Annotated in this window: 17 protein-coding genes; 4 read left to right on the forward strand and 13 right to left on the reverse strand. The window is 66.0% G+C overall.

Annotation, left to right across the window (positions count from 1 at the left end; translation table 11 throughout):
- From B4K74_RS11850 to B4K74_RS11885, 8 genes are all read right to left on the reverse strand, one after another.
- On the reverse strand, nucleotides 1-857 hold an 857-nt coding region (locus B4K74_RS11850; protein WP_286693107.1), incomplete at its 3' end, for a biotin/lipoyl-containing protein.
- A 28-nt stretch (nucleotides 858-885) separates the two neighbouring features.
- Nucleotides 886-3,912, reverse strand: coding sequence for a 2-oxoglutarate dehydrogenase E1 component (locus B4K74_RS11855; RefSeq protein ID WP_286693108.1), 3,027 nt, complete (start codon nucleotides 3,910-3,912; stop codon nucleotides 886-888).
- A 151-nt stretch (nucleotides 3,913-4,063) separates the two neighbouring features.
- On the reverse strand, nucleotides 4,064-4,966 hold the full coding sequence (gene sucD / locus B4K74_RS11860) for a succinate--CoA ligase subunit alpha (protein WP_123288180.1): 903 nt from the start codon (nucleotides 4,964-4,966) through the stop codon (nucleotides 4,064-4,066).
- 66 nt (nucleotides 4,967-5,032) lie between these two features.
- Nucleotides 5,033-5,626, reverse strand: coding sequence for a hypothetical protein (locus B4K74_RS11865; RefSeq protein ID WP_286693109.1), 594 nt, complete (start codon nucleotides 5,624-5,626; stop codon nucleotides 5,033-5,035).
- A 47-nt stretch (nucleotides 5,627-5,673) separates the two neighbouring features.
- Nucleotides 5,674-6,183 (reverse strand): hypothetical protein, encoded by a 510-nt coding sequence (locus tag B4K74_RS11870; protein WP_286693110.1) that lies wholly within the window; start codon nucleotides 6,181-6,183, stop codon nucleotides 5,674-5,676.
- Nucleotides 6,183-7,373, reverse strand: coding sequence for an ADP-forming succinate--CoA ligase subunit beta (sucC, locus tag B4K74_RS11875; protein WP_286693111.1), 1,191 nt, complete (start codon nucleotides 7,371-7,373; stop codon nucleotides 6,183-6,185). Before sucC ends, B4K74_RS11870 begins: the two co-directional genes overlap by 1 nt.
- Before the next feature lie 97 nt (nucleotides 7,374-7,470).
- A complete protein-coding gene (locus B4K74_RS11880) occupies nucleotides 7,471-9,003 on the reverse strand; it encodes a spinster family MFS transporter (RefSeq protein ID WP_286693112.1) in 1,533 nt (510 codons plus the stop codon).
- Nucleotides 9,004-9,138: 135 nt separating this feature from the next.
- Complete coding sequence (locus B4K74_RS11885) at nucleotides 9,139-11,340, reverse strand: TonB-dependent receptor (RefSeq protein WP_286693113.1); 2,202 nt, start codon at nucleotides 11,338-11,340, stop codon at nucleotides 9,139-9,141.
- A gap of 210 nt (nucleotides 11,341-11,550) precedes the next feature.
- Between B4K74_RS11885 and B4K74_RS11890 the strand changes: the two genes are divergently transcribed.
- A complete protein-coding gene (locus B4K74_RS11890) occupies nucleotides 11,551-12,297 on the forward strand; it encodes a TetR/AcrR family transcriptional regulator (RefSeq protein ID WP_123288185.1) in 747 nt (248 codons plus the stop codon).
- Here B4K74_RS11890 and B4K74_RS11895 read toward each other — a convergent pair.
- The 3 genes from B4K74_RS11895 to ftsY form a co-directional block, all read right to left on the reverse strand.
- On the reverse strand, nucleotides 12,294-12,920 hold the full coding sequence (locus tag B4K74_RS11895) for a MarR family winged helix-turn-helix transcriptional regulator (protein ID WP_286693114.1): 627 nt from the start codon (nucleotides 12,918-12,920) through the stop codon (nucleotides 12,294-12,296). The genes B4K74_RS11890 and B4K74_RS11895 overlap by 4 nt on opposite strands.
- A 106-nt stretch (nucleotides 12,921-13,026) precedes the next feature.
- A complete protein-coding gene (locus B4K74_RS11900) occupies nucleotides 13,027-13,701 on the reverse strand; it encodes an inner membrane-spanning protein YciB (RefSeq protein WP_286693115.1) in 675 nt (224 codons plus the stop codon).
- The gene (gene ftsY / locus B4K74_RS11905; RefSeq protein WP_286693116.1) at nucleotides 13,698-14,639 is read right to left on the reverse strand and encodes a signal recognition particle-docking protein FtsY; all 942 of its coding nucleotides are present in this window, start codon (nucleotides 14,637-14,639) and stop codon (nucleotides 13,698-13,700) included. Before ftsY ends, B4K74_RS11900 begins: the two co-directional genes overlap by 4 nt.
- Before the next feature lie 138 nt (nucleotides 14,640-14,777).
- Here ftsY and B4K74_RS11910 point away from each other — a divergent pair, with 138 nt between their 5' ends.
- Both B4K74_RS11910 and B4K74_RS11915 read left to right on the forward strand, forming a co-directional pair.
- Nucleotides 14,778-16,856 carry an NAD(+) synthase gene (locus B4K74_RS11910; RefSeq protein ID WP_286693117.1) on the forward strand — a complete coding sequence of 693 codons (2,079 nt, stop codon included), beginning with the start codon at nucleotides 14,778-14,780 and terminating at the stop codon, nucleotides 16,854-16,856.
- Nucleotides 16,853-17,077 (forward strand): alkylphosphonate utilization protein, encoded by a 225-nt coding sequence (locus B4K74_RS11915; protein ID WP_286693118.1) that lies wholly within the window; start codon nucleotides 16,853-16,855, stop codon nucleotides 17,075-17,077. Before B4K74_RS11910 ends, B4K74_RS11915 begins: the two co-directional genes overlap by 4 nt.
- Nucleotides 17,078-17,088: 11 nt before the next feature.
- Here B4K74_RS11915 and B4K74_RS11920 read toward each other — a convergent pair whose 3' ends face one another.
- Nucleotides 17,089-17,970, reverse strand: a complete 882-nt coding sequence (locus B4K74_RS11920) for an alpha/beta fold hydrolase (RefSeq protein WP_286693119.1) — start codon at nucleotides 17,968-17,970, stop codon at nucleotides 17,089-17,091.
- A 56-nt stretch (nucleotides 17,971-18,026) separates the two neighbouring features.
- Nucleotides 18,027-18,554: a D-glycero-alpha-D-manno-heptose-1,7-bisphosphate 7-phosphatase gene (locus B4K74_RS11925; RefSeq protein WP_286693120.1), complete on the reverse strand. Its 528-nt coding sequence runs from the start codon at nucleotides 18,552-18,554 to the stop codon at nucleotides 18,027-18,029.
- Nucleotides 18,555-18,738: 184 nt separating this feature from the next.
- Here B4K74_RS11925 and B4K74_RS11930 point away from each other — a divergent pair, with 184 nt between their 5' ends.
- Nucleotides 18,739-19,899 (forward strand): DegT/DnrJ/EryC1/StrS family aminotransferase, encoded by a 1,161-nt coding sequence (locus B4K74_RS11930; RefSeq protein ID WP_286693121.1) that lies wholly within the window; start codon nucleotides 18,739-18,741, stop codon nucleotides 19,897-19,899.

The following is a 19,899-nucleotide window of genomic DNA, read 5'->3' on the forward strand; positions in this document are numbered from 1 at the left end:
CGGGCGATGGTCTGGCGCAGGCGGGTCATCTTGACCCGTTCCTCGCGCGGCTGGTCGGCGCGCGGCGGGGCCGCAGGCGCGGCCTTAGCCGGAGCGGGCGCAGGCGCGGCAGCAGGCTGGGGCTGCGAGGCGGCCTTCAGCGCATCGGCCTTGGTGATGTTGCCCTTGGGCCCGGTGGCCTGAATGGATTTCGGGTCGAGGTTGTTCTCGGCGACCACGCGCTGGACGGCGGGCGACAGGTGCGGATCGTCCGAGCCGGACGAAGCCTTGGCCGGAGCGGCCTCGGCCCTGGGGGCTGCGGCGGCAGCCTCGCCCGAGGCGGCGATCTGGCCAATCACCTGACCGGGAGTGACGGTCGAGCCGGCCTCGGCCGAAATGGTCAGGACGCCATCGGCCGGGGCGCTGATTTCCACGGCGACCTTGTCGGTCTCGATCTCGACCAGCAGCTCGTCCTTCGACACCCGGTCGCCGGATTTCTTCTGCCAGGTTCCGACCGAGCCTTCGGCGACGCTTTCGCCCATGGTCGGCACCTGAACGGGGACCGAGGCTTCGCCTCCGGCCTTCGGGGCCTCAGCAGGTTTGGCCTCGGCCTTGGGGGCGGCTTGCCCGGCGGAGGCGGCAGCGCCCTCGGTCACCTTGCCTAGCACGGCACCGGGCGTGACGGTGTCGCCCTCGGCAAAGGCGATTTCGCCGAGCGTGCCGTCGGCCGGCGAGACGACCTCGAGCGAGACCTTGTCGGTTTCCAGCTCGACCAGCAGCTCATCGCGCTTGACCGGGTCGCCGACCTTTTTCGTCCACTTCGCAATGGTGGCTTCGGCGACGGATTCACCAAGGGCGGGGGTCAGGATATCAGCCATGTCAGTTCCGGTTCCGGATAAGCAGGGGTCAGTTCGGGGTGGCGAGGGCGTCGGCAAGGAAGGCGTCGAGCTCGGCCTTGTGACGGCTCATCAGGCCGGCCGCCGTCGAGGCCGAGGCGGGGCGACCCACATAGCGGGCGCGCTTCGCCTTCACATCGAGCTTGTCGAGCGTCAGTTCAAGCCACGGATCGACAAAGGTCCAGCCGCCCATGTTCTTGGGCTCTTCCTGGCACCAGATCAGTTCGGCGCCGGGGAAGCGGGCCAGTTCGGTCATCAGCGACTTCATCGGCCAGGGATAGAATTGCTCCAGCCGCAGAATGTAGATGTCGTCGACCGGCTTGCCGTCCTTGAAGGCGGCCTCGCGCGCTTCCAGCAGGTCGTAATAGACCTTGCCCGAGCACAGGACGACGCGGCGGATGTCGGCGTCGGGCTTGAGCGTCATGCCGGCCACTTCGGGCCGGGTCTGGGCGTCGTCGTGCAGCACGCGGTGGAAGGATGAACCCTCGGCCAGATCGGCAAGCGTCGAGACCGCCTTCTTGTGACGCAGCAGTGACTTGGGCGTCATCAGGATCAGCGGCTTCCTGAACGGCCGGTGCATCTGGCGACGCAGGATGTGGAAATAGTTGGCCGGGGTGGTGCAGTTTGCGACCTGCATGTTCTCTTCGGCGCAGGCCTGCAGGAAGCGTTCGAGGCGGGCGGAGGAATGCTCCGGACCCTGACCTTCATAGCCGTGCGGCAACAGCATGGTCAGGCCGCACATGCGCAGCCATTTGCGTTCGCCCGAGCTGATGAATTGGTCGATGACCACCTGGGCGCCGTTGACGAAGTCGCCGAACTGGGCCTCCCACATCACCAGCGTATTGGGATCGCTGAGGGCATAGCCGTATTCGAAGCCCAGCACCGCCTCTTCCGAGAGGGCCGAGTCGATCACCTCGAAATGGGCCTGGCCGTCACGCAGATTGTTCAGCGGGACGAAGCGTTCTTCCGTAGTCTGATCAATGATGCCGGAGTGACGCTGGCTGAAGGTGCCGCGCACCGAATCCTGACCCGACAGGCGGACGGGGAAGCCCTCGTCCAGCAGGGTGCCGAAGGCGAGGCTTTCAGCCGTGGACCAGTCCAGATCCTGACCCGACTCGATCATCTGGCGACGACCGTCCAGAACCCGGCGCAGGGTCTTGTGCACATCGATGCTGTTGGGGGCGGTGGTCAGACGGGCGCCGATCTCGCGCAGGCGGGCTTCGGGCACCGCGGTTTCGCCGCGCAGCTCGTCGCCCTCGGGTTTGCCGATGCCGTGCCACTGGCCGTCCAGCCAGTCGGCTTTTTCCGCCTTGAAGGTCTTGCCGGCGTCGAACTCGGCATCGAGGAATTCCTCGAAACGGGCGACCTCCGCCTCAACCTCGTCCGCCGTGATGACGCCCTCGCCGATCAGGCGCTCGGCATACAGTTCGCGCGCCGACTTCTGGGCCCGGATTTTCGAGTACATCAGCGGCTGGGTGAAGGTCGGATCGTCGCCTTCATTGTGGCCGAAGCGGCGGTAGCAGAACATGTCCACCACCACATCCTTGTGGAACTTCTGGCGGAATTCGGTGGCCACCTTGGCGGCGAAGACGACCGCTTCCGGGTCATCGCCATTCACGTGGAAAATCGGCGCCTGGACCATCAGGGCTACATCCGACGGATAGGGCGAGCTGCGGCTGTTCCGCGGGCTGGTGGTGAAGCCGATCTGGTTGTTGACGACGAAATGGATGGTGCCGCCGGTGCGGTAGCCCTTCAGCCCCATCAGGGCGAAACATTCGGCCACGACGCCCTGTCCGGCAAAGGCCGCATCGCCGTGGATCAGCAGGGGCATGACCTTGGTGCGGTCCAGAGCCCATTCGGCCTCGGGCTTGCCGGCATTGGCCTCGCGGATGTCGAAAGCCTGTTTGGCGCGGGCCTTGCCCAGTACCACCGGATTGACGATTTCCAGGTGACTGGGGTTGGCGGTCAGCGACAGGTGGACGGTGTTGTCGTCGAACGACCGGTCCGAGCTGGCGCCCATGTGATATTTGACGTCGCCCGAGCCCTCGATGTCCGACGGCATGGACGACCCGCCCTGGAATTCGTGGAAGATGGCGCGATAGGGCTTGCCCATCACCGCCGACAGGACGTTCAGGCGACCGCGGTGGGCCATGCCCAGCACGATTTCGTCGACGCCCAGATTGCCGCCGCGCTTGATCACCTGCTCCAGCGCCGGGACCATGGCCTCGCCACCGTCCAGACCGAAGCGCTTGGTGCCGGGGAAGCGCTTGTGCAGGAAGCGTTCGAAGGTCTCGGCCTCGATCAGCTTGTTGAGGATGGCCAGCTTGCCCTCGCGGGTGAAGGCGTTTTCCTCATACTTGTCAGGGCCCTCGATGCGCGCCTGCAGCCAGGATTTCTCCTCCGGCTCGGCGATGTGCATGTACTGGATGCCGATGTGGCCGCAGTAGGTGCGCTTCAGGATCGCCAGAACCTCGCGCAGGGTGCCGGTCTCGAGACCCAGCACGCCGTCGAGGAAGATCGGCTTGTCGAGATCGCTCTCGCTGAAGCCATAGAACTCGGGCGTCAGCTCGGGGTTCTGGACCGGCGGCTCCATACCCAGCGGGTCCAGCGTGGCCTGAAGATGGCCGCGCACGCGGTAGCTGCGGATCAGCATCAGGGCGCGGATCGAATCGTGGGCGGCGGCGCGTACGGCCTCGGGGGTGGCGGTCGACGCTGCGGCGGGCGCGGGAGCCGCCGCCGGCGCGGCCTTGCCCGGCTTGCCCGCAGGTTTCGATTCGGGCCAGCGGCCGTCGAACACGCCGGTCTCTTCCGACGGTTCGCCCGCGCCCTTGCGGCCCCAGGCACCGGCTTCGGCCGAGGCCTTTACCGTCGCGGCACTGTCGCGCAGCTGGTCAAAGAACGACCGCCATTCGGCCGACACCGAGCCGGGGTCATCGGCCCAGCGGGCGTGAAGGTCCTCGATAAAGGCGGCGTTCGCCCCGTAGAGAAAGCTGGTCTCGGCAAAGACCTGGTTCAGCCGACCGGCATCATCCGCCATCGTGTTCGTCGCAATCCCTTGGCCGCAGAGCGGCACGCTCTGTCGGTGACGGGACATATACGCACGGTTCGCCGACGGGTCATGACCGAAAGGCGGCAAAATCCCGGGAAATTTCGTCCGACGGCCAGAAATTTCCCGATATGGCTCCGCTTCAGCCCTTCAGGACCTGGGTCAGGGTGGTGCCGAGGCGGGCAGGAGACGGCGAAACCGTAATGCCTGCGGCCTCCATGGCGGCGATCTTGGACTCCGCATCGCCCTTGCCGCCCGAGACGACGGCGCCGGCGTGGCCCATGGTGCGGCCCTTGGGCGCAGTCCGGCCGGCGATGAAGCCGACCATGGGCTTCTTGCGGCCCTTCTTTGCCTCATCGATCAGGAACTGGGCGGCGTCTTCCTCGGCCGCGCCGCCGATCTCGCCGATCATGACGATCGATTCGGTCGCATCGTCCGCGAGGAACATCTCCAGCACGTCGATGAACTCCGTGCCCTTGACCGGGTCGCCGCCGATGCCGACAGCCGTCGTCTGGCCCAGACCTTCATTGGTGGTCTGGAAAACGGCCTCATAGGTCAGGGTGCCAGAGCGCGAGACGATGCCGACCGAGCCCTTCTTGAAGATGGAGCCCGGCATGATGCCGATCTTGCACTCTTCGGGGGTCATGATGCCGGGGCAGTTGGGGCCCAGCAGGCGCGAATTCGACCGGTCGAGGCGCGCCTTGACCCGCACCATGTCGGCGACCGGGATACCTTCGGTGATGCAGACGATGAAGGGGACTTCGGCCTCGATGGCCTCGATGATGGCGTCGGCAGCCCCGGCCGGCGGCACATAGATGACACTGGCATCGGCACCGGTCGCGTCACGACCCTCGGCCACCGAGGCATAGATCGGCAGGCTCTCGCCCTCGGACCCGTGCCAGATCTCGCCGCCCTTCTTCGGGTGAACCCCGCCGACCATCTTCGTGCCGAAATAGCGCAGTGCCTGTTCGGTATGGAAGGTGCCGGTCTTGCCGGTCAGTCCCTGGACGAGGACGCGGGTGTCTTTGTTGACGAGGATGGACATGGTTGACCTGGGTTCAGTGGCCGCGAGGGCGGCGAGCAAGGGTTCGGGGAGGACGATCGGGGGCGGTTAGCGGGGCCGGGGCCGCATATACATGATCATGATGACTCCGTCGGAATCGCCGGTCATGACGATGCGCATGTCATCGCCCGCCGCCAGTTCGAGCAGGGCGTCCTCGCCCAGGTCCGACGCAATGGCGACCTTGCGACCGTTTTCGATGGTGTAGGGATAGCCGTTCAGGCCGGACTCGCTCATCTCGGCATTGGGGGTCATGTCCAGCCAGTCGGCGACGGCCCCGTCGATGGCGGCATAGTCGCCGGGCATCACGCCCACGGCACAGACGGACATATAGAGCTCACCCCCGTCGGTGAGGGTGCCGAGGCCATCGGTCATGTCGCCAGTCATGGCGATCTGGATGCCCTCGCCCGCGAACAGCATACGGGCTTGCATATTTTCGAAGGGCGCATCCGGACCCAGCATTTCCGGCGGCAGCACATCCCAGCCGGCGGCGTCCAGCTTGGCCATGGCGGCCGACGCCTGACCGTCGGTCGCGACACAGGTCGACTGGAACAGGGCCAGCTGGGGATCAGCCGCCTGGGCCTGGGCCACGGCGGGCGCAAGGGCGAGAGCCACGGCGGTGGCGGCGAGGAATTTCAGAGACATTGCAATACTCGTCGAAGGGATGGGACGGCGTCCCGGATTGAAAGAACTCAGGCGGCGGGGCTCGGCACCCTTTTCACGTAGGTTATGGAAAGCACGCGCCGCTCGGGAACGTAATTCACGGTCAAGAACTGCTCACCGGGACCGTCGGACCAGACATGCACTTCCTCTGTAACCGGCAGGGCCGACAGCACATCAACTCTATCCAATTCCATCTCCGCCGCTAGGACCTCGACCTCAGGAAGCCAGTCGCCATCGACGCCGTTTGACATAACCGTGCAGGCAATGTTGTGGACGACGGGCTCTCCCGGGCTACTGAGAGTGGTCGACAGCGTCACCAGAGCGTCTCGCGTGAGGAAGCCAGCATAAGAGGCTAACTGCTCGGACAGAGGTGTTGCGAGCGGAGCCCGACGCCAGCGGCGATCCCGGCCAAGGCGCTCGAAAGCTTCCGTCTGCATTCCGGTGCTGATGCATGCGTCGCGCACCAACTGCGCGGCGGCGTCGCCAGGTTCCGGCGCCGCAAGAGCCGCCCAGGCACTGAGAACGAGCGCCGCAAACATCACCCCACCGCCGCGACGATCTTCTGCGCCGCGTCGTCGAGGTCGTCGGCGGCGGTGATGGCGAGGCCGGATTCGTTGAGGATCTTCTTGCCTTCATCGACATTGGTGCCCTCGAGGCGGACGACCAGCGGCACCTTGAGGCCCACCTCTTTCACGGCGGCGACCACGCCCTCGGCGATCACGTCACAGCGCATGATGCCGCCGAAGATGTTGACCAGAATGCCCTCGACGCGCGGGTCGGCGGTGATGATCTTGAAGGCCGCCGCGACCTTTTCCTTGGAGGCGCCGCCGCCGACGTCACAGAAGTTGGCGGGCTCTTTTCCATACAGCTTGATGATGTCCATGGTCGCCATGGCCAGACCGGCGCCGTTGACCATGCAGCCGATGTTGCCGTCCAGGGCGACATAGGCGAGGTCCCATTTCGAGGCCTCGATCTCCTTGGGGTCTTCCTCGGTCTCGTCGCGCAGGGCCAGGATGTCCGGGTGGCGGAACAGGGCGTTGCCGTCGAAGCTGACCTTGGCGTCCAGCACGCGCAGGCGGCCGTTTTCCATGACGATCAGAGGGTTGATTTCCAGCATCGACATGTCGGTGTCGAGGAAGGCCTTGTAGAGGATCGGGAACAGGGTCTTGCCGTCCTCGGCCGCCGCGCCATCCAGCTTCAGAGCCGCGTTCAGCGTGGCGACATCGGCTGCGGTGACGCCCGCTTCGGGGTCGATAACGATGGTCTGGATCTTCTCGGGCGTGTCATGGGCGACGGCCTCAATGTCCATGCCGCCCTCAGTCGAGACGACGAAGGCGACGCGGCCGTGCTGACGGTCGACCAGCAGGGAGCAGTAGAGCTCCCGGTCGATGTCGGCGCCGTCCTCGATATAGAGGCGGTTGACCTGTTTGCCGGCCTCGCCCGTCTGGGCGGTAACCAGGGTGTTGCCCAGCATTTCGCGAGCGTGGGCCACGGCTTCCTCGACCGATTTGGCCAGACGGACGCCGCCCTTGGCGTCAGCGCCCAGTTCCTTGAACTTGCCCTTGCCCCGGCCACCGGCGTGGATCTGGGACTTCACGACATAGAGCGGACCGGGCAGCGACCGGGCGGCAGCCTCGGCCTCGTCCGCCGAAGTGATGGCCACGCCCGCCGCAACCGGCGCGCCAAAGCCCTTCAGAACCTGCTTGGCCTGATACTCGTGAATATTCATGGAAACCGTCGCGTCCGCTGATGGGGAGGGGTGCGAGGCTTATAGGCTCCGCCCGTTCGCAGGCGCAACAGGCGGAGCCGGGTCAGGTGTCAAAGGATCAGTCGATCCAGTCCTTCCTGAGGGTGCGCGAGGCGCCGATCAGCAGCACCGCCGCCAGCACATAGAAGCCCATGCCGGTGTAGATGGCCCAGCGCAGGCTTTCCTCGCCGAACTGCGGCGCCAGCAGATCGCTCATCCAGCCGAAATAGTAGAAGCCCACGGCAATGCCGAGCAGGTTGTTGATCAGCAGGAACAGCGCCGAGGCGGTCGAGCGCATCGGGGCCGCGACCAGATTCTGGATGGAGGCCGTGATCGGTCCCAGCCACGCGAGGTTGAGGCCGGTGGGGATGATGAAGATCAGGAAGGCCACGATCAGCGACTGGGCCCGCGTGCCGCCGTCCGCGAAGATCTGGGCGATCAGCCAGTCAGAATTCATCGCCAGGATGAAACAGGGGGCCGATATCAGAAAGGCAATGGCTGGCACCAGCGGATAGGCGCCCTTGCCGCGATGGGCCAGTTTGTCGGCGATCATGCCGCCCAGCCAGATGCCCAGGGTGCCGCCGATCAGGGCGATGCCCGAATAGTACCAGCTGACCTCGCGCAGGGTCAGGTCAAAGCTGCGCATGAAGAACAGGGGCAGCCATCCGGCCACGCCGTATCCGCAGACGGACGAGGAGGCCGCACCCAGCGCCAGCAGCCAGAAGCTCTTCTTCTTGATGACGATCGAGGCCGTGGACCGGGCGATCATCAGGGAGATACCGATCACCAGCGCCAGCAGAGCGGCAAAACCGAGCACCATGGCGTTGCCGAGGGCGATCAGGCCGAAATGATTGAGGGCCGCGAGCGCCATCAGACCGGCGCCGAGCCCCAGCATGATGAGCGAGGCCGTGCGTCCGACCGCCGACGAGGCGGCAGGCGGGTGAGAGGACACGGCGGCGGCATCGGCCGGGGCCGCCGGATTGACCGGACGCGGCACATCCGTCGCGCCGCGCTTCGGGTCCTTGACCGTCAGGCGCAGAACCGGCGCGACCAGCAGGCCCAGCAGGCCGACCACGATGAAGGCCGTCCGCCAGCCGTACTCGGCCGCCAGCAGGCCGCCGACCAGGGTGCCGGCCGCCGTACCCAAGGGAATACCAAAGGCGAAACCCGCCAGGGCGCGTGCCCGCTGATGCGGCGGGAAATAGTCCGCAACGAGGGAATAGGCCGGAGCCACGCCGCCGGCCTCACCGACGCCGACGCCCATGCGGTACAGGAACAACTGACCATAGGACCCCGCCACCCCGCACAGGGCGGTGAAGCCGGACCAGACCGTCAGGGCGCCGGTCATGATCCAGACGCGGCTGTAGCGGTCCGCCAGCCAGGCGAGGGGAATGGCCAGGGTGGAATAGACCGAGGCAAAGGCGATGCCGCCCAGCAGGCCGAACTGGCTGTCGGTCAGGCCAAACTCTTCCTTCAGGGGCGCGGCCAGAATGCCGATGATCTGCCGGTCCAGAAAGTTCAGCATGTAGACGAAGATCAGGATCGCCAGAACGTAGAAGCGATAACCCGGGCTGGCAGGCTTCTCAGCGCCGGGCGTGGTGGCTTCAGTCATGACGGTTCCCCCTGGTGGTCTTGATGCCGGGCGGAACGGTAGCGCCCCCGGTCCTGCATGCAAAAGAAAAAGGGCGGCGGTCCGCCTGGAACCGCCGCCCGGATAGGTATCAGACGTTCAATGGCCGAAGCCGGATCAGAACTTGATCTGGATCGAGCCGGTCACGGTCTGCGGCGGACCGTAGTAGCCGATGACCGAGTTGTTGAAGAGCGCGCCCGGGAAGTTATAGCCGCCAACGCGGTATTCTTCGTCAGTCAGGTTCTTGCCGAACAGGCCGAGGCTCCAGCGCTCGCTGGGAGCGGTCCAGATCAGCGACAGGTCGACCAGCGCATAGGCTTCCTGGTCCAGGATCGGGTTCGGGAACTCGAACATGCTGAAGTCGCCGCGATAGCTGACCGAGGGGGTCACGACCAGTTCGCCGCCCGCCACATCACTGCGCCAGGTCAGACCGAAATAGCCGGTCCATTCCGGGGCGTTCTGCAGGACGACCAGGTCCGAGATGTCCTCATAGGCCATGGTCGTCAGATTGTAGCGCAGGAACTCGTCGAACTCGCTGTTCAGATAACCGACGGCGAAGTTGGCCGACAGGTTATCGCTCAGGAACAGGGAGCCTTCGAACTCGGCCCCGTACAGGGTCGACTGGCCGACGTTGTCGACGAAGCTGGCGATACCGCCGACGGCCGGCACCTGGGTGGTGACCTGCTGGTCTTCATACTGGTTGTAGAAGACCGACGAGCTGAACGACAGCGGGCCCGCACGCCCCTTCAGGCCGATCTCATAGCTGTCGACCGTTTCCGGTTGATAGCCGTTGACCGTGTCCGGCGTCAGGATGGCGTCGCCGCGCATGTCGAAGCCGCCGGACTTGAAGCCCGAGGACCACGAAGCATAGCCCGTGATGGCGTCCGAGAAGTCGTACGACAGGGCGACCCTCGGCGAGATGTCATCGAAGGTGCGGTCGTTGGTGTAGTCCGTGCGCAGCAGGGTCGGAGCGCGCGGCGTGCCGCCCAGCAGCGGCGAGCGGGTTGCGCCCGCATAGTTGGCGCGGAACACCGTGCCGGTCTTGCTGTCCTCGGTGTAGCGGATGCCGAGACCCAGGTGCAGGCGCTCGGTCAGGTCCAGGTTCACATCGGCGAACAGGGCGACACTTTCGGTTTCGACCACACCGCCAGTACCGATCACGATGCCGAGGTTGCCGAGAACGGTGTCGAAGGCGCCTTCGGCCGAGGCGTCCAGATAGAAGACGCCGAACACGCCCTGGATCCGGTCATAGTTGAACTGGAACTGGAGCTCGGTGGTGAACTGGTCGTCGGCATAATAGGCCGGGATGTCCAGCGTCGGGGCCGGCGTGTTGTCGAAGTCGATGACCGTATCGGTCCGGCCTTCGCGCCAGGCGGTGATCGCCTTGAAGGTCCAGTGCTCGCTGACGTCCACCTGGCCGGTGAAGGACAGGCCTTCGCTTTCTACCGAGTTTTCGTCACCGATTCCGGCATAGGTGTCATAGACGCTGTCCGGCGACCCGGCGCCCGGGCCGACACCCGCCACTTCGCGGTGACCGTGGCGGGGGTTGGAATCATCCTGGGTGCGGTCATAGGCGAGACGGAAGAAGACCTCGTCGCGCGGGGTGAATTCGGCGCTCGCGCGGAAGGCGGTGACGTCCTTGTCGTAGTGCTCGGCGCCGGTGTTGAGGTTCTCGCCATAGCCGTCGCGCGTCAGGCTGGCGAAAGCGCCGCCGATGCGGAAGCTGTCGCTGAGCGGCACGCTGCCCGAGGCGATCAGATCGACCTGGTTGTAGCTGCCATAGGCACCGCGGATGGTGGCCTCGGCGTCCTGCGACAGGCGCGAGGTCACATACTTGATGGCGCCGCCGACGGTGTTGCGGCCGTACAGCGAGCCCTGCGGGCCGCGCAGGACCTCGATGCGCTCGATGTCGAAGATGTCGAGCACCGCCGCCTGCGGACGGGCGACATAGACGTCATCGACATACAGGCCGACGCCGGGCTCGAAGCCCCACAGCGGGTCCTGCTGTCCGACGCCGCGGATGAAGGAGATCAGGGTCGAGTTGGAGCCGCGGGCGACCTGGACGGTGGCGTTCGGCGTCTGCTGCTGCAGGGTGGTGATGTCGGTCGCGCCGGTCTCTGCCAGCCGCTCGGACGACAGGGCGGTTACGGCAACCGGCACGTCCTTCAGCTGTTCGTCGCGGCGACGGGCCGTGACGATGATCTCATCCAGCGAGGTAACGGCCGGATCTTGCGCCGGTGCCTCCTGGGCGATGGCGGTGACGGACAGCGCGCTCCAGGCGGCCCCCGCCAGAAGGACGGTCTTTACGAGTCTGTTCATTTGAAGCCCCAATCTCTGTTTCCAACCCAGGACGCTTTTATTCAGCGTTCAATGATTTTACGCAGACTGACCCCCTTTTTGCCGATCTGTCAAACGGCCACGCCTGTCGGGGCGCGGAATTCAAGCGGGGCTGTGGCAGGAATACATACCCTCCGAGGGCCGCATGATGCGTGATTGCCGGACGGGGACGAGGCGACTAGCCTTGTCGGCATGAGCAAGATCACCGCGCCGCCGGCCCCCGGCCTGCCCGCCGAGAGCGGACGCGCAGGCCGGGCCGAGACCGCCGCCAAACGCGGCCGCCCGTCCAAGAGCCAGGGCGGTCGGAATGGCGAAACGCGCGACTCCATTCTGGATGCCGCCGAGGACCTGTTCTCCAAGCACGGCTTTTACGGGGTGACGATCCGCGAGGTCGCGCGCGAGGCGGGCGTCGACACGGCCCTGGTCCACTATTATTTCGGGGCCAAGCGCGACCTGTTCGATGCCGTCTTCCTGCGTCGGGCCGAGGTCTGGAACAATGAACGGGTCGAGGCGATCAATCGCTATGCGCGCGAGAACGAGGGCACGATGACCCTGGAGGGCCTGCTTGAGGCCTTCCTGAGGCCGCCCTTCCAGTGGTCGCTGAAGGGCGGGCCGGGGTGGAAGCACTATTCCGCCCTTGTGGCCCAGACCAATGCCAATCCGACTTTCGGCGGCGAGACCATGGCGCGCTATTTCGACCCGTCGATCCGGCGGCTGATCGATCTGCTCCGGGTCGTTTTGCCCGAGGCCAGCGATGCGGATCTCTACTGGGGCTGGCACAATCTGTCCGGGGCCCTGACCCTGACGCTGGGCGAGACGGGGCGGCTGGACCGGCTGTCGGGGGGTCTGTGCCAGTCCGGTGATCTGGACAGCGCCTGCGACTATATGGTGCGGTTCGCCTCTGCCGGGTTTCGGGCCGTCAGCAAGCCGAGAGACTAGGCGGCCTCAGGCTCTACCGGCGCGGCATCCTTGCCTTTGGCCTTGCCGGCCTTTTTGCCGGACTTTTTGGACGCAGCCTTTTCGGCCTTTTGCGCGGCTTTCTCGGCCTTGCGCAGTTCCTTGAGCCGTTTCTTCTCGGCGCGCGCCGCAGCGATGGCTTCTTCCGGGGCGGCATCGGCGGCGCCGGCCAGCTCGGCCAGGATTTCGAGGAAGGATTCGCGGCGGCCCTTGGGCAGCAGGGCCATGATCTGACGGTCGGCCTCGACCACGCGCGGCCGGGCATCGGCCAGCGCCGCCTCGCCTTCGGGCGTCAGGCGTACGGCCATGGCGCGTGCATCGAGGGTCGACCGCTCGCGCGACAGCAGTCCGCGTTGCGCCATGCGGGCCACCAGATCCGCAAGGGTCGACCGGTCGATACCGGTGGCCTTGACCAGATCGGTCTGGGTCAGGCCGGCGCGCAGTGACACGGCCTCGAGCACGGCGAACTGGCGCTGGGTGAGGCCGTCGGAGCCGACTTCGCGCGAATAGATGTCGAGGGCGAGCTGCAGGGCCCGGTGGATCAGGTGGCTGGGCGATTCCGCGAGGGAGCCGGCCTCGCGGGCCTTTTTGCCGGACTTCACCATGACCGATCGATTCCCCTGACACACCTCAATGCGGACAGGGCTATCAGGGCCGCTTTACGCTTTCGCGACGGCTGCGCGACATTTCTTCCGTCTGCACCCCGGCTGTTCAGGGCGCCGCATTGGGCCCGGGCGGCGGGGTCGCTGACTCCTCCCCGGTCTCAGGCTGAAGATTGCGAACGATCAGCGGCAGGTTGCTGAGCCCGAACACGGACGAGGCGATCCACAGTACGCCCCGGAAACTGACCCAGACATCGGCCGGATCGACGCTGTCATAGCCCAGCTGGTCGGTCGCCCAGCCGACGAGGGCCTCGCTGCGCACGGCCTCGTTGACGAGGGCGACGGCGGCGAAGAACAGGCCGTAGCGCACGGTCAGGATCTTCCATGCCCGGTCGTTGATCGGGATGACGGTGCCGAGCAGCGCCTTGAGCGGCTGCTTGCCCATCCTCAGTCCACCCAGCAGCAGGATCGACAGGCTGAGGTTCAGAATGGTGACCTTAAGCTTCACCCACAGATCGTCCTGGGTCAGCAGGGTCAAAAGACCGAAGACAAGGGCAAAACCACCGACGATCAGCGGCATCAGCGCCAGCCGTCGTTCGACGACCAGTCCCACGGCCACGGCGATGGCCGCACCGCCCACGAGAAACCAGGTGGCCTGGACCAGGGCTTCGTCGCCCTCGAGGCCGTTCAGGCGATAGACGAGGAAGGCCCCGGCAAACGCGACCAGGGCGCCGAAGTCGACAGCCTGGCGGATCCAGGCGGGAGGCGCGGCGCGTTCAGTCATGCTGTGACCTCCAGTCCGACGAGAGACCGGGCAAAGGCGTCGGCGTCAAACGGTTGCAGGTCCTCGATGCCTTCGCCCACGCCGATCAGCTTGATCGGGGCATCCGACGCCTGGGCCACGGGCACCAGAACGCCACCGCGCGCCGTGCCGTCCAGCTTGGTCATGACCAGCCCCGAGACATAGGCCGTCCGGCCAAAGATCTTTTCCTGCTCCAGCGCATTACGGCCCACCGTGGCGTCCAACACCAGCAGGGTTTCGTGCGGGGCCTCGGGATCGACCTTTTTCAGGACCCGCACGATCTTGAGCAGTTCGTCCATCAGGGCCGATTTGTTCTGCAGCCGCCCGGCCGTGTCGATCAGGACGACATCATAGCCCTCGGCCCGGGCGCGGGTCAGGGCGTCGAAGGCCAGACCGGCGGGATCGGCGCCGTCGCGGCGGCTCTCAAACGTGGCCCCGGCCCGCTCGGCCCAGACCTTCAGCTGTTCGCGGGCGGCGGCGCGGAAGGTGTCGCAGGCCACGACCATGACCTTGGCCCCCTGACCGGTCAGGTCAGCGGCGATCTTGCCCAGCGTCGTGGTCTTGCCCGAGCCATTGACCCCGACGAACAGGGTGACGAAGGGGCGGGGGCCGTTCAGCGGCTCATAGCGGGCCTCATGCGAGCGCAGCTCATCGGCCACGGCCTCGGCCAGCGCCGTCTTGACCTCGACCTCTGACGCCCCCGCCCCGAAGCGCAACTCCCGGAACCGTTCGACGATCCGGTCGGTCGCGGCCGGGCCCAGATCGCTTTCCAGCAGATGCTCTTCCAGCTGTTCCAGGGCGGTCTCGCTGAGCGGTTCCCGGACGAAGGTGGAGACCACCTGTTCGGTCATCTGGCGCGAGGACCGGGACAGTCCGTCGCTCAACCGCTGCAACCAGCCTTTTTTCGGTGCGTCATTCATGGGGTCCGCTTTAGCGGTCGCCGCCGTCAGCGTCACCTGTGACACGAAGAAACCGCATCTTGGGGACTGCGCCCTATATGTGCGACAAGGCGGCGGTCGGCGCCCAGATGCGCCCTCGGCGCGCTCCCGGATGGATTGATGGCCCAGACACATCCTTTCTACAGCCCCGCGACCCACGGCTTTGTGCGCGTGGCGGCGGCGACGCCTGTCGTCCACCCGGCCGATCCGAAGGCCAATGCGGACGAGCATATCCGGCTGATCGAGGCGGCATCCGAAAAGGGCGTGGACCTGATCGTCTTTCCCGAGTTGAGCCTGAGCGGCTATGCGCTGGATGACCTGCACATGCAGGGCGCGCTGCTGGATGAGGTGGAGCGGCAGGCCCTGCGACTGGCCGACGCGACCGAAGACGTGGCGATCACGGTCGTCGTTGGAGCCCCCGTCCGACACGCCGAGCGCCTCTACAACTGTGCTGTCGTTGCGGCCGGTGGCCGGGTGATCGCCGTGGTGCCGAAAACCTATCTGCCCAACTATCGCGAATATTACGAGAAGCGCTGGTTCGCACCGGCCGCCGATGACCTGTCGTCGGACGTGCCGCTGATGCTGGGCGATGAAGTCGTCCCCTTCGGAACGGACCTGCTGTTCGAGGCGGAGAACCGTCCCGGCTTCGTGTTCGGCGTGGAAATCTGCGAGGACTTCTGGGCGCCGCTGCCGCCCTCGACCCGTCAGGCCATGGCGGGGGCGCGCATCCTGCTCAACCTTTCGGCGTCGAATATCGTGATCGGCAAGGCCGACGAGCGCGCCATGCTGTGCGCCAGCCAGTCGGCGCGCGCCATGGCCGCCTATGTGTTTACGGCCTCCGGCTGGGGCGAGAGCACCACCGATCTCGCCTGGGACGGTCAGGCGACGATTCACGAGCTGGGCGCGAAGCTGGCCGAGGGCGAACGGTTCGGAATGGGCGGAGCGCTAACAATCTGCGACGTCGACGTGGACCGCATCGGCCAGGACCGGTTGCGGAACGGCACCTTCGCCGATTGCTCTGACAGGGAAACCCATGGCTCCGCATTTAATCGCCGCCTTTTCCCGGCCCGCGAGGCCAGCGCGCCGACCGACCTGATCCGCCCCCTCGACCGCTTACCGTTCGTGCCGGACGACCCCGCGCGGCTGGACCGCGACTGCTATGAGGCGTTCAACATCCAGGTCCAGGGCCTGATGAAGCGGATGGTGGCGACCGGGTCAAAGACGGTGGTGATCGGCATCTCGGGCGGGCTGGATTCGACCCAGGCCCTGCTGGTGGCCTGCCGCGCCTTTGACCGGCTGCAGCTGCCGCGCGCCGGCATCCGCGCGTACACCATGCCGGGCTTTGCCACTTCGGAAGGGACGAAATCAAACGCCTGGGCGCTGATGAACGCGCTGGGGGTGACGGGCGCAGAACTCGACATTCGCCCGGCCGCCCAGCGGATGCTGGCGGACATCGGCCATCCGGCGGCGGACGGTCAGCCGGTGCACGACATCACCTATGAGAATGTGCAGGCGGGCCTCAGAACCGACTATCTGTTCCGGCTGGCCAATCAGCACAACGGCTTCGTCATCGGTACGGGCGACCTGTCGGAACTGGCGCTGGGCTGGGCGACCTATGGCGTCGGCGATCATATGAGCCACTATGGCGTCAACTCAGGCGTGGCCAAGACCCTGATCCGGCACTTGATCCGCTGGGTGGCCGACCGCGAACTGGTCGGCGCCGAGGCGACGCCGGTGCTGAAGGCCATTCTCGACACCGAAATCTCGCCCGAACTGGTGCCGGCGAAGGACGGCCAGATCCAGTCGACCGAGGCGACGGTCGGCCCCTATGCGTTGAACGACTTCTTCCTGTTCCATTTCAGCCGCTACGGCATGGCGCCGTCCAAGATCGCCTTCCTGGCCCATCAGGCGTGGAAGGATGCCGCCAGCGGCCACTGGCCGGTCGGCACGCCGGAAGACGAGAAGGTCGAATACGATCTGGAGACGATCGTCTTCTGGCTGCGGAAATTCATCGTGCGCTTCTTCCAGACCAGCCAGTTCAAGCGCTCGGCCCTGCCGAACGGGCCCAAGGTGGTGACGGGCGGCTCGCTGAGCCCCCGCGGTGACTGGCGTGCGCCCTCGGACGTCTCGGCCCGGGTGTGGCTGGATGAGCTGGATGCCCATGTGCCGGTCAAGGCTTCAACGAAAGACCCGACATGAGCGAGACCCCGACCCGCGACTCCAACGGCAATGAGCTGGCGGACGGCGACAGCGTCACCCTGATCAAGGACCTGAAGGTCAAGGGATCAGGCGGGGTCACGCTGAAGCGCGGCACCATGGTCCGCAAGATCCGTCTGACCGGAGACCCCGATGAGATCGAGGCCAATGTCGACAAGGTAAAGGGCCTCGTGCTGCGCACCGAGTTCGTCAGGAAGGCCTGAGCCTTCTTCGCTCAGGGCACGTCCGACAGGAATTCGAAGATCGCCGCCCGGGCTGCCGGTTCGTCCAGCATGGGCGCGTGGCCGATGCCGGGGACCTCGACATAGTCCATCCTGGGTGCACGCTTTCGCATTTTGGCGGCAATTCCGGCGCTGAGCAGGTCCGAGGTCTCGCCGCGCACCAGCAGGGTCGGGCGCGCCTTGGCCAGACGTCCGAACATGGGCCACAGATTAGGCACGAGCGCCTTGTCGCCCGCAGCCCGGATCGGCACCGAGATGTCCGGATCATAGTCGAGTACCGGCGTGCCTTCGGTGCCCTCGCGGAACACACGCCGGGCAAAGGCGGCCCAGTCCTCCGGCCCATAATGGGGGAAGGCGACGCCATTGGTCTTTTCGACATAGGCGGCGGCGGCCTCCCACGTGGGCGTATCCACCGGCGTTCCGGTATAGGCGGCGATGCGGGCGAGACCGGCCTTGTCCACCTCGGGGCCGATGTCGTTCAGAATGGCGGCGGCGATCACCTTTGACCGCAGGGCCGAGACCGCCATGGTGATCAGTCCGCCCATGGAAGTGCCCAGAAACACGGCCCGCTCGATCCCCGTCTGGGACAACAGCGCCAGCACATCCTTCGCATAGGTGGCCGGCTGATAGGTCATGGGATCGGGGGCGCGGTCCGAGCGGCCCCGCCCGCGCACATCAACAGCCAGCACTCGCCGTCCGCCCTGGGCCAGCAGGGTGGCGATGCCGTGAAAGTCCGCCGAGTTGCGGGTCAGGCCGTGGATGGCGATGACCGGCAGGCGCGCCTGACCATCGGCCCCGGCATAGTCGCGGGCATACAGATCCAGCCCGTCCTCGGAGGTGAAGCGGCGCTCGGCATAGGTCCGGGTCTCGGTCATGGTCAGGGCTCCGACGGGCAGGGACGGGGTATTTCACCCCATGTAGAATTTATGCCTCAGATCGCCAGCAGGTCGCGAACGAAATCGTCGAGATTTCCACCGTCGAAGAGAAAGCCCGGGATGCCCGCTCTCCGCGCAGCCTCCATGTCGCTGGGCCGGTCGCCGATCATGAAGGCGCGCTTCGGATCAATGCCGTGGTCGGCGACCGCCCGCAGGATCATGCCGGGATTGGGCTTGCGGTCCGGGTGGTCGGGGTGACGCCAGGCCGGATCGACCGCCTCGGCATGGTAAGGACAGGCATAGACCGCCCCGATGCGCGCCCCCTTGGCCGCCAGCCGGCGGACGATCAGATCGTTGAAGGCCTCCATCTGGCCATGGCTGAACATGCCGCGCGCGACACCGGACTGGTTGGTCACGATCACCACCAGATAGCCCAGGGTATTCAGCCGGCGAACGGCCTCGGCCGCGCCGGGCACAAAGGCCAGCTGGTCCTCGCGGTGCGGATAGCCGACATCGTCGATGAGGACTCCGTCGCGATCCAGAAACACGGCCGAATGGCCGGCGGACGCCGGTACTGAAATCACGTCTTCTCCCGAATCAGGGACGGAGGAATGGGTCCGCAAACGGACATTGAGGTCGCCCTGATTAGGGCGCATCGTAAAAAGCCGCAACGCGAAGTGACCGTCCCCCGTTTGGTCAGAAGGGCGCGTGCTTGCTATGGCGCGCCACCAGACGCGGGACCAACCCGCCGCACAGGAAGACAGACCCATGAGCATCGCCTTCATCGACCTGCAGGCCCAGCGCCGTCGCCTCGGCGGCAAGATCGAGGCGGCCGTCATGGCCGCCGTGGAAAGCGGCGCCTGGGTGATGGGCCCGCCCGTCCGCCAGTTCGAGGACGAGCTGGCCGCCTTCGGTCAGGCCAAACATGCGCTGGGCTGTGGCAATGGCACCGACGCCCTGGTCCTGCCACTGATGGCCTGGGGCCTGCGCACCGGCGACGCGGTGTTCGTGCCCAGCTTCACCTTCACCGCGACGGCCGAAGTGGTGCCGTGGCTGGGCTGCACGCCGATCTTCGTCGATGTCGATCCGAAGACCTACAATATGGATCCGCAGAAGCTGGAGGCCGCGATTGAGGCCGTGAAGGCCGAGGGCAGGCTGAGGCCGCGCGTGGTCATCGCCGTCGACCTGTTCGGCCAGCCCGCTGACTATCCGGCGATCCGGGCCATCTGCGACCGCCATGACATGAAGCTGATCGCGGATTCGGCGCAGGGGTTCGGCTGTACGCTGAACGACGCCCATCCGCTGAAGTGGGCCGACATCACCACCACCAGCTTCTTCCCGGCCAAACCACTGGGCTGTTACGGCGACGGCGGGGCGGTGCTGACCGACGATGCCGATCTGGCCGAGGAGATGGATTCGCTGCGCGTGCACGGCAAGGTCGTGGCCAAGGATATGCAGGGGCAGACCTTCGACCATGACCCGAAGTATCTGGCCATGCGGATCGGCATGAACTCGCGCCTCGACACGATTCAGGCGGCCATCCTGATCGAAAAGCTGAAGGTCTTCCCGGAGGAGATCGAATGGCGGAACCGCATCGCGGCCCGCTATAATGAGCACCTCGCTCCCCATGTCGCGGCCGTACCGCATGTGATCGAGGGCGGTGTTTCCGTCTGGGCCCAGTACACGATCGAGCACGACGACCGCGCGGGCCTGATCGACCATCTGAAGGCCGAGGGCGTACCGACCGCTGTCTATTATCCGGTGCCCATGCATATGCAGCCCGCCTATCAGCGCTTCCCGCAGGGAGCAGGCGGTCTGCCGGTCACCGAGCGGCTGAAGGACCGGGTGTTGAGCCTGCCCATGCATGCCGATCTGGACGAGGCCACCCAGGACCGCGTCATCGCCGCCGTCGCCAGCTACAAGGGATAA

This window comes from Brevundimonas sp. UBA2503 (assembly GCF_002341485.1).
GTDB classification, from domain to species: Bacteria; Pseudomonadota; Alphaproteobacteria; order Caulobacterales; family Caulobacteraceae; genus Brevundimonas; species Brevundimonas halotolerans.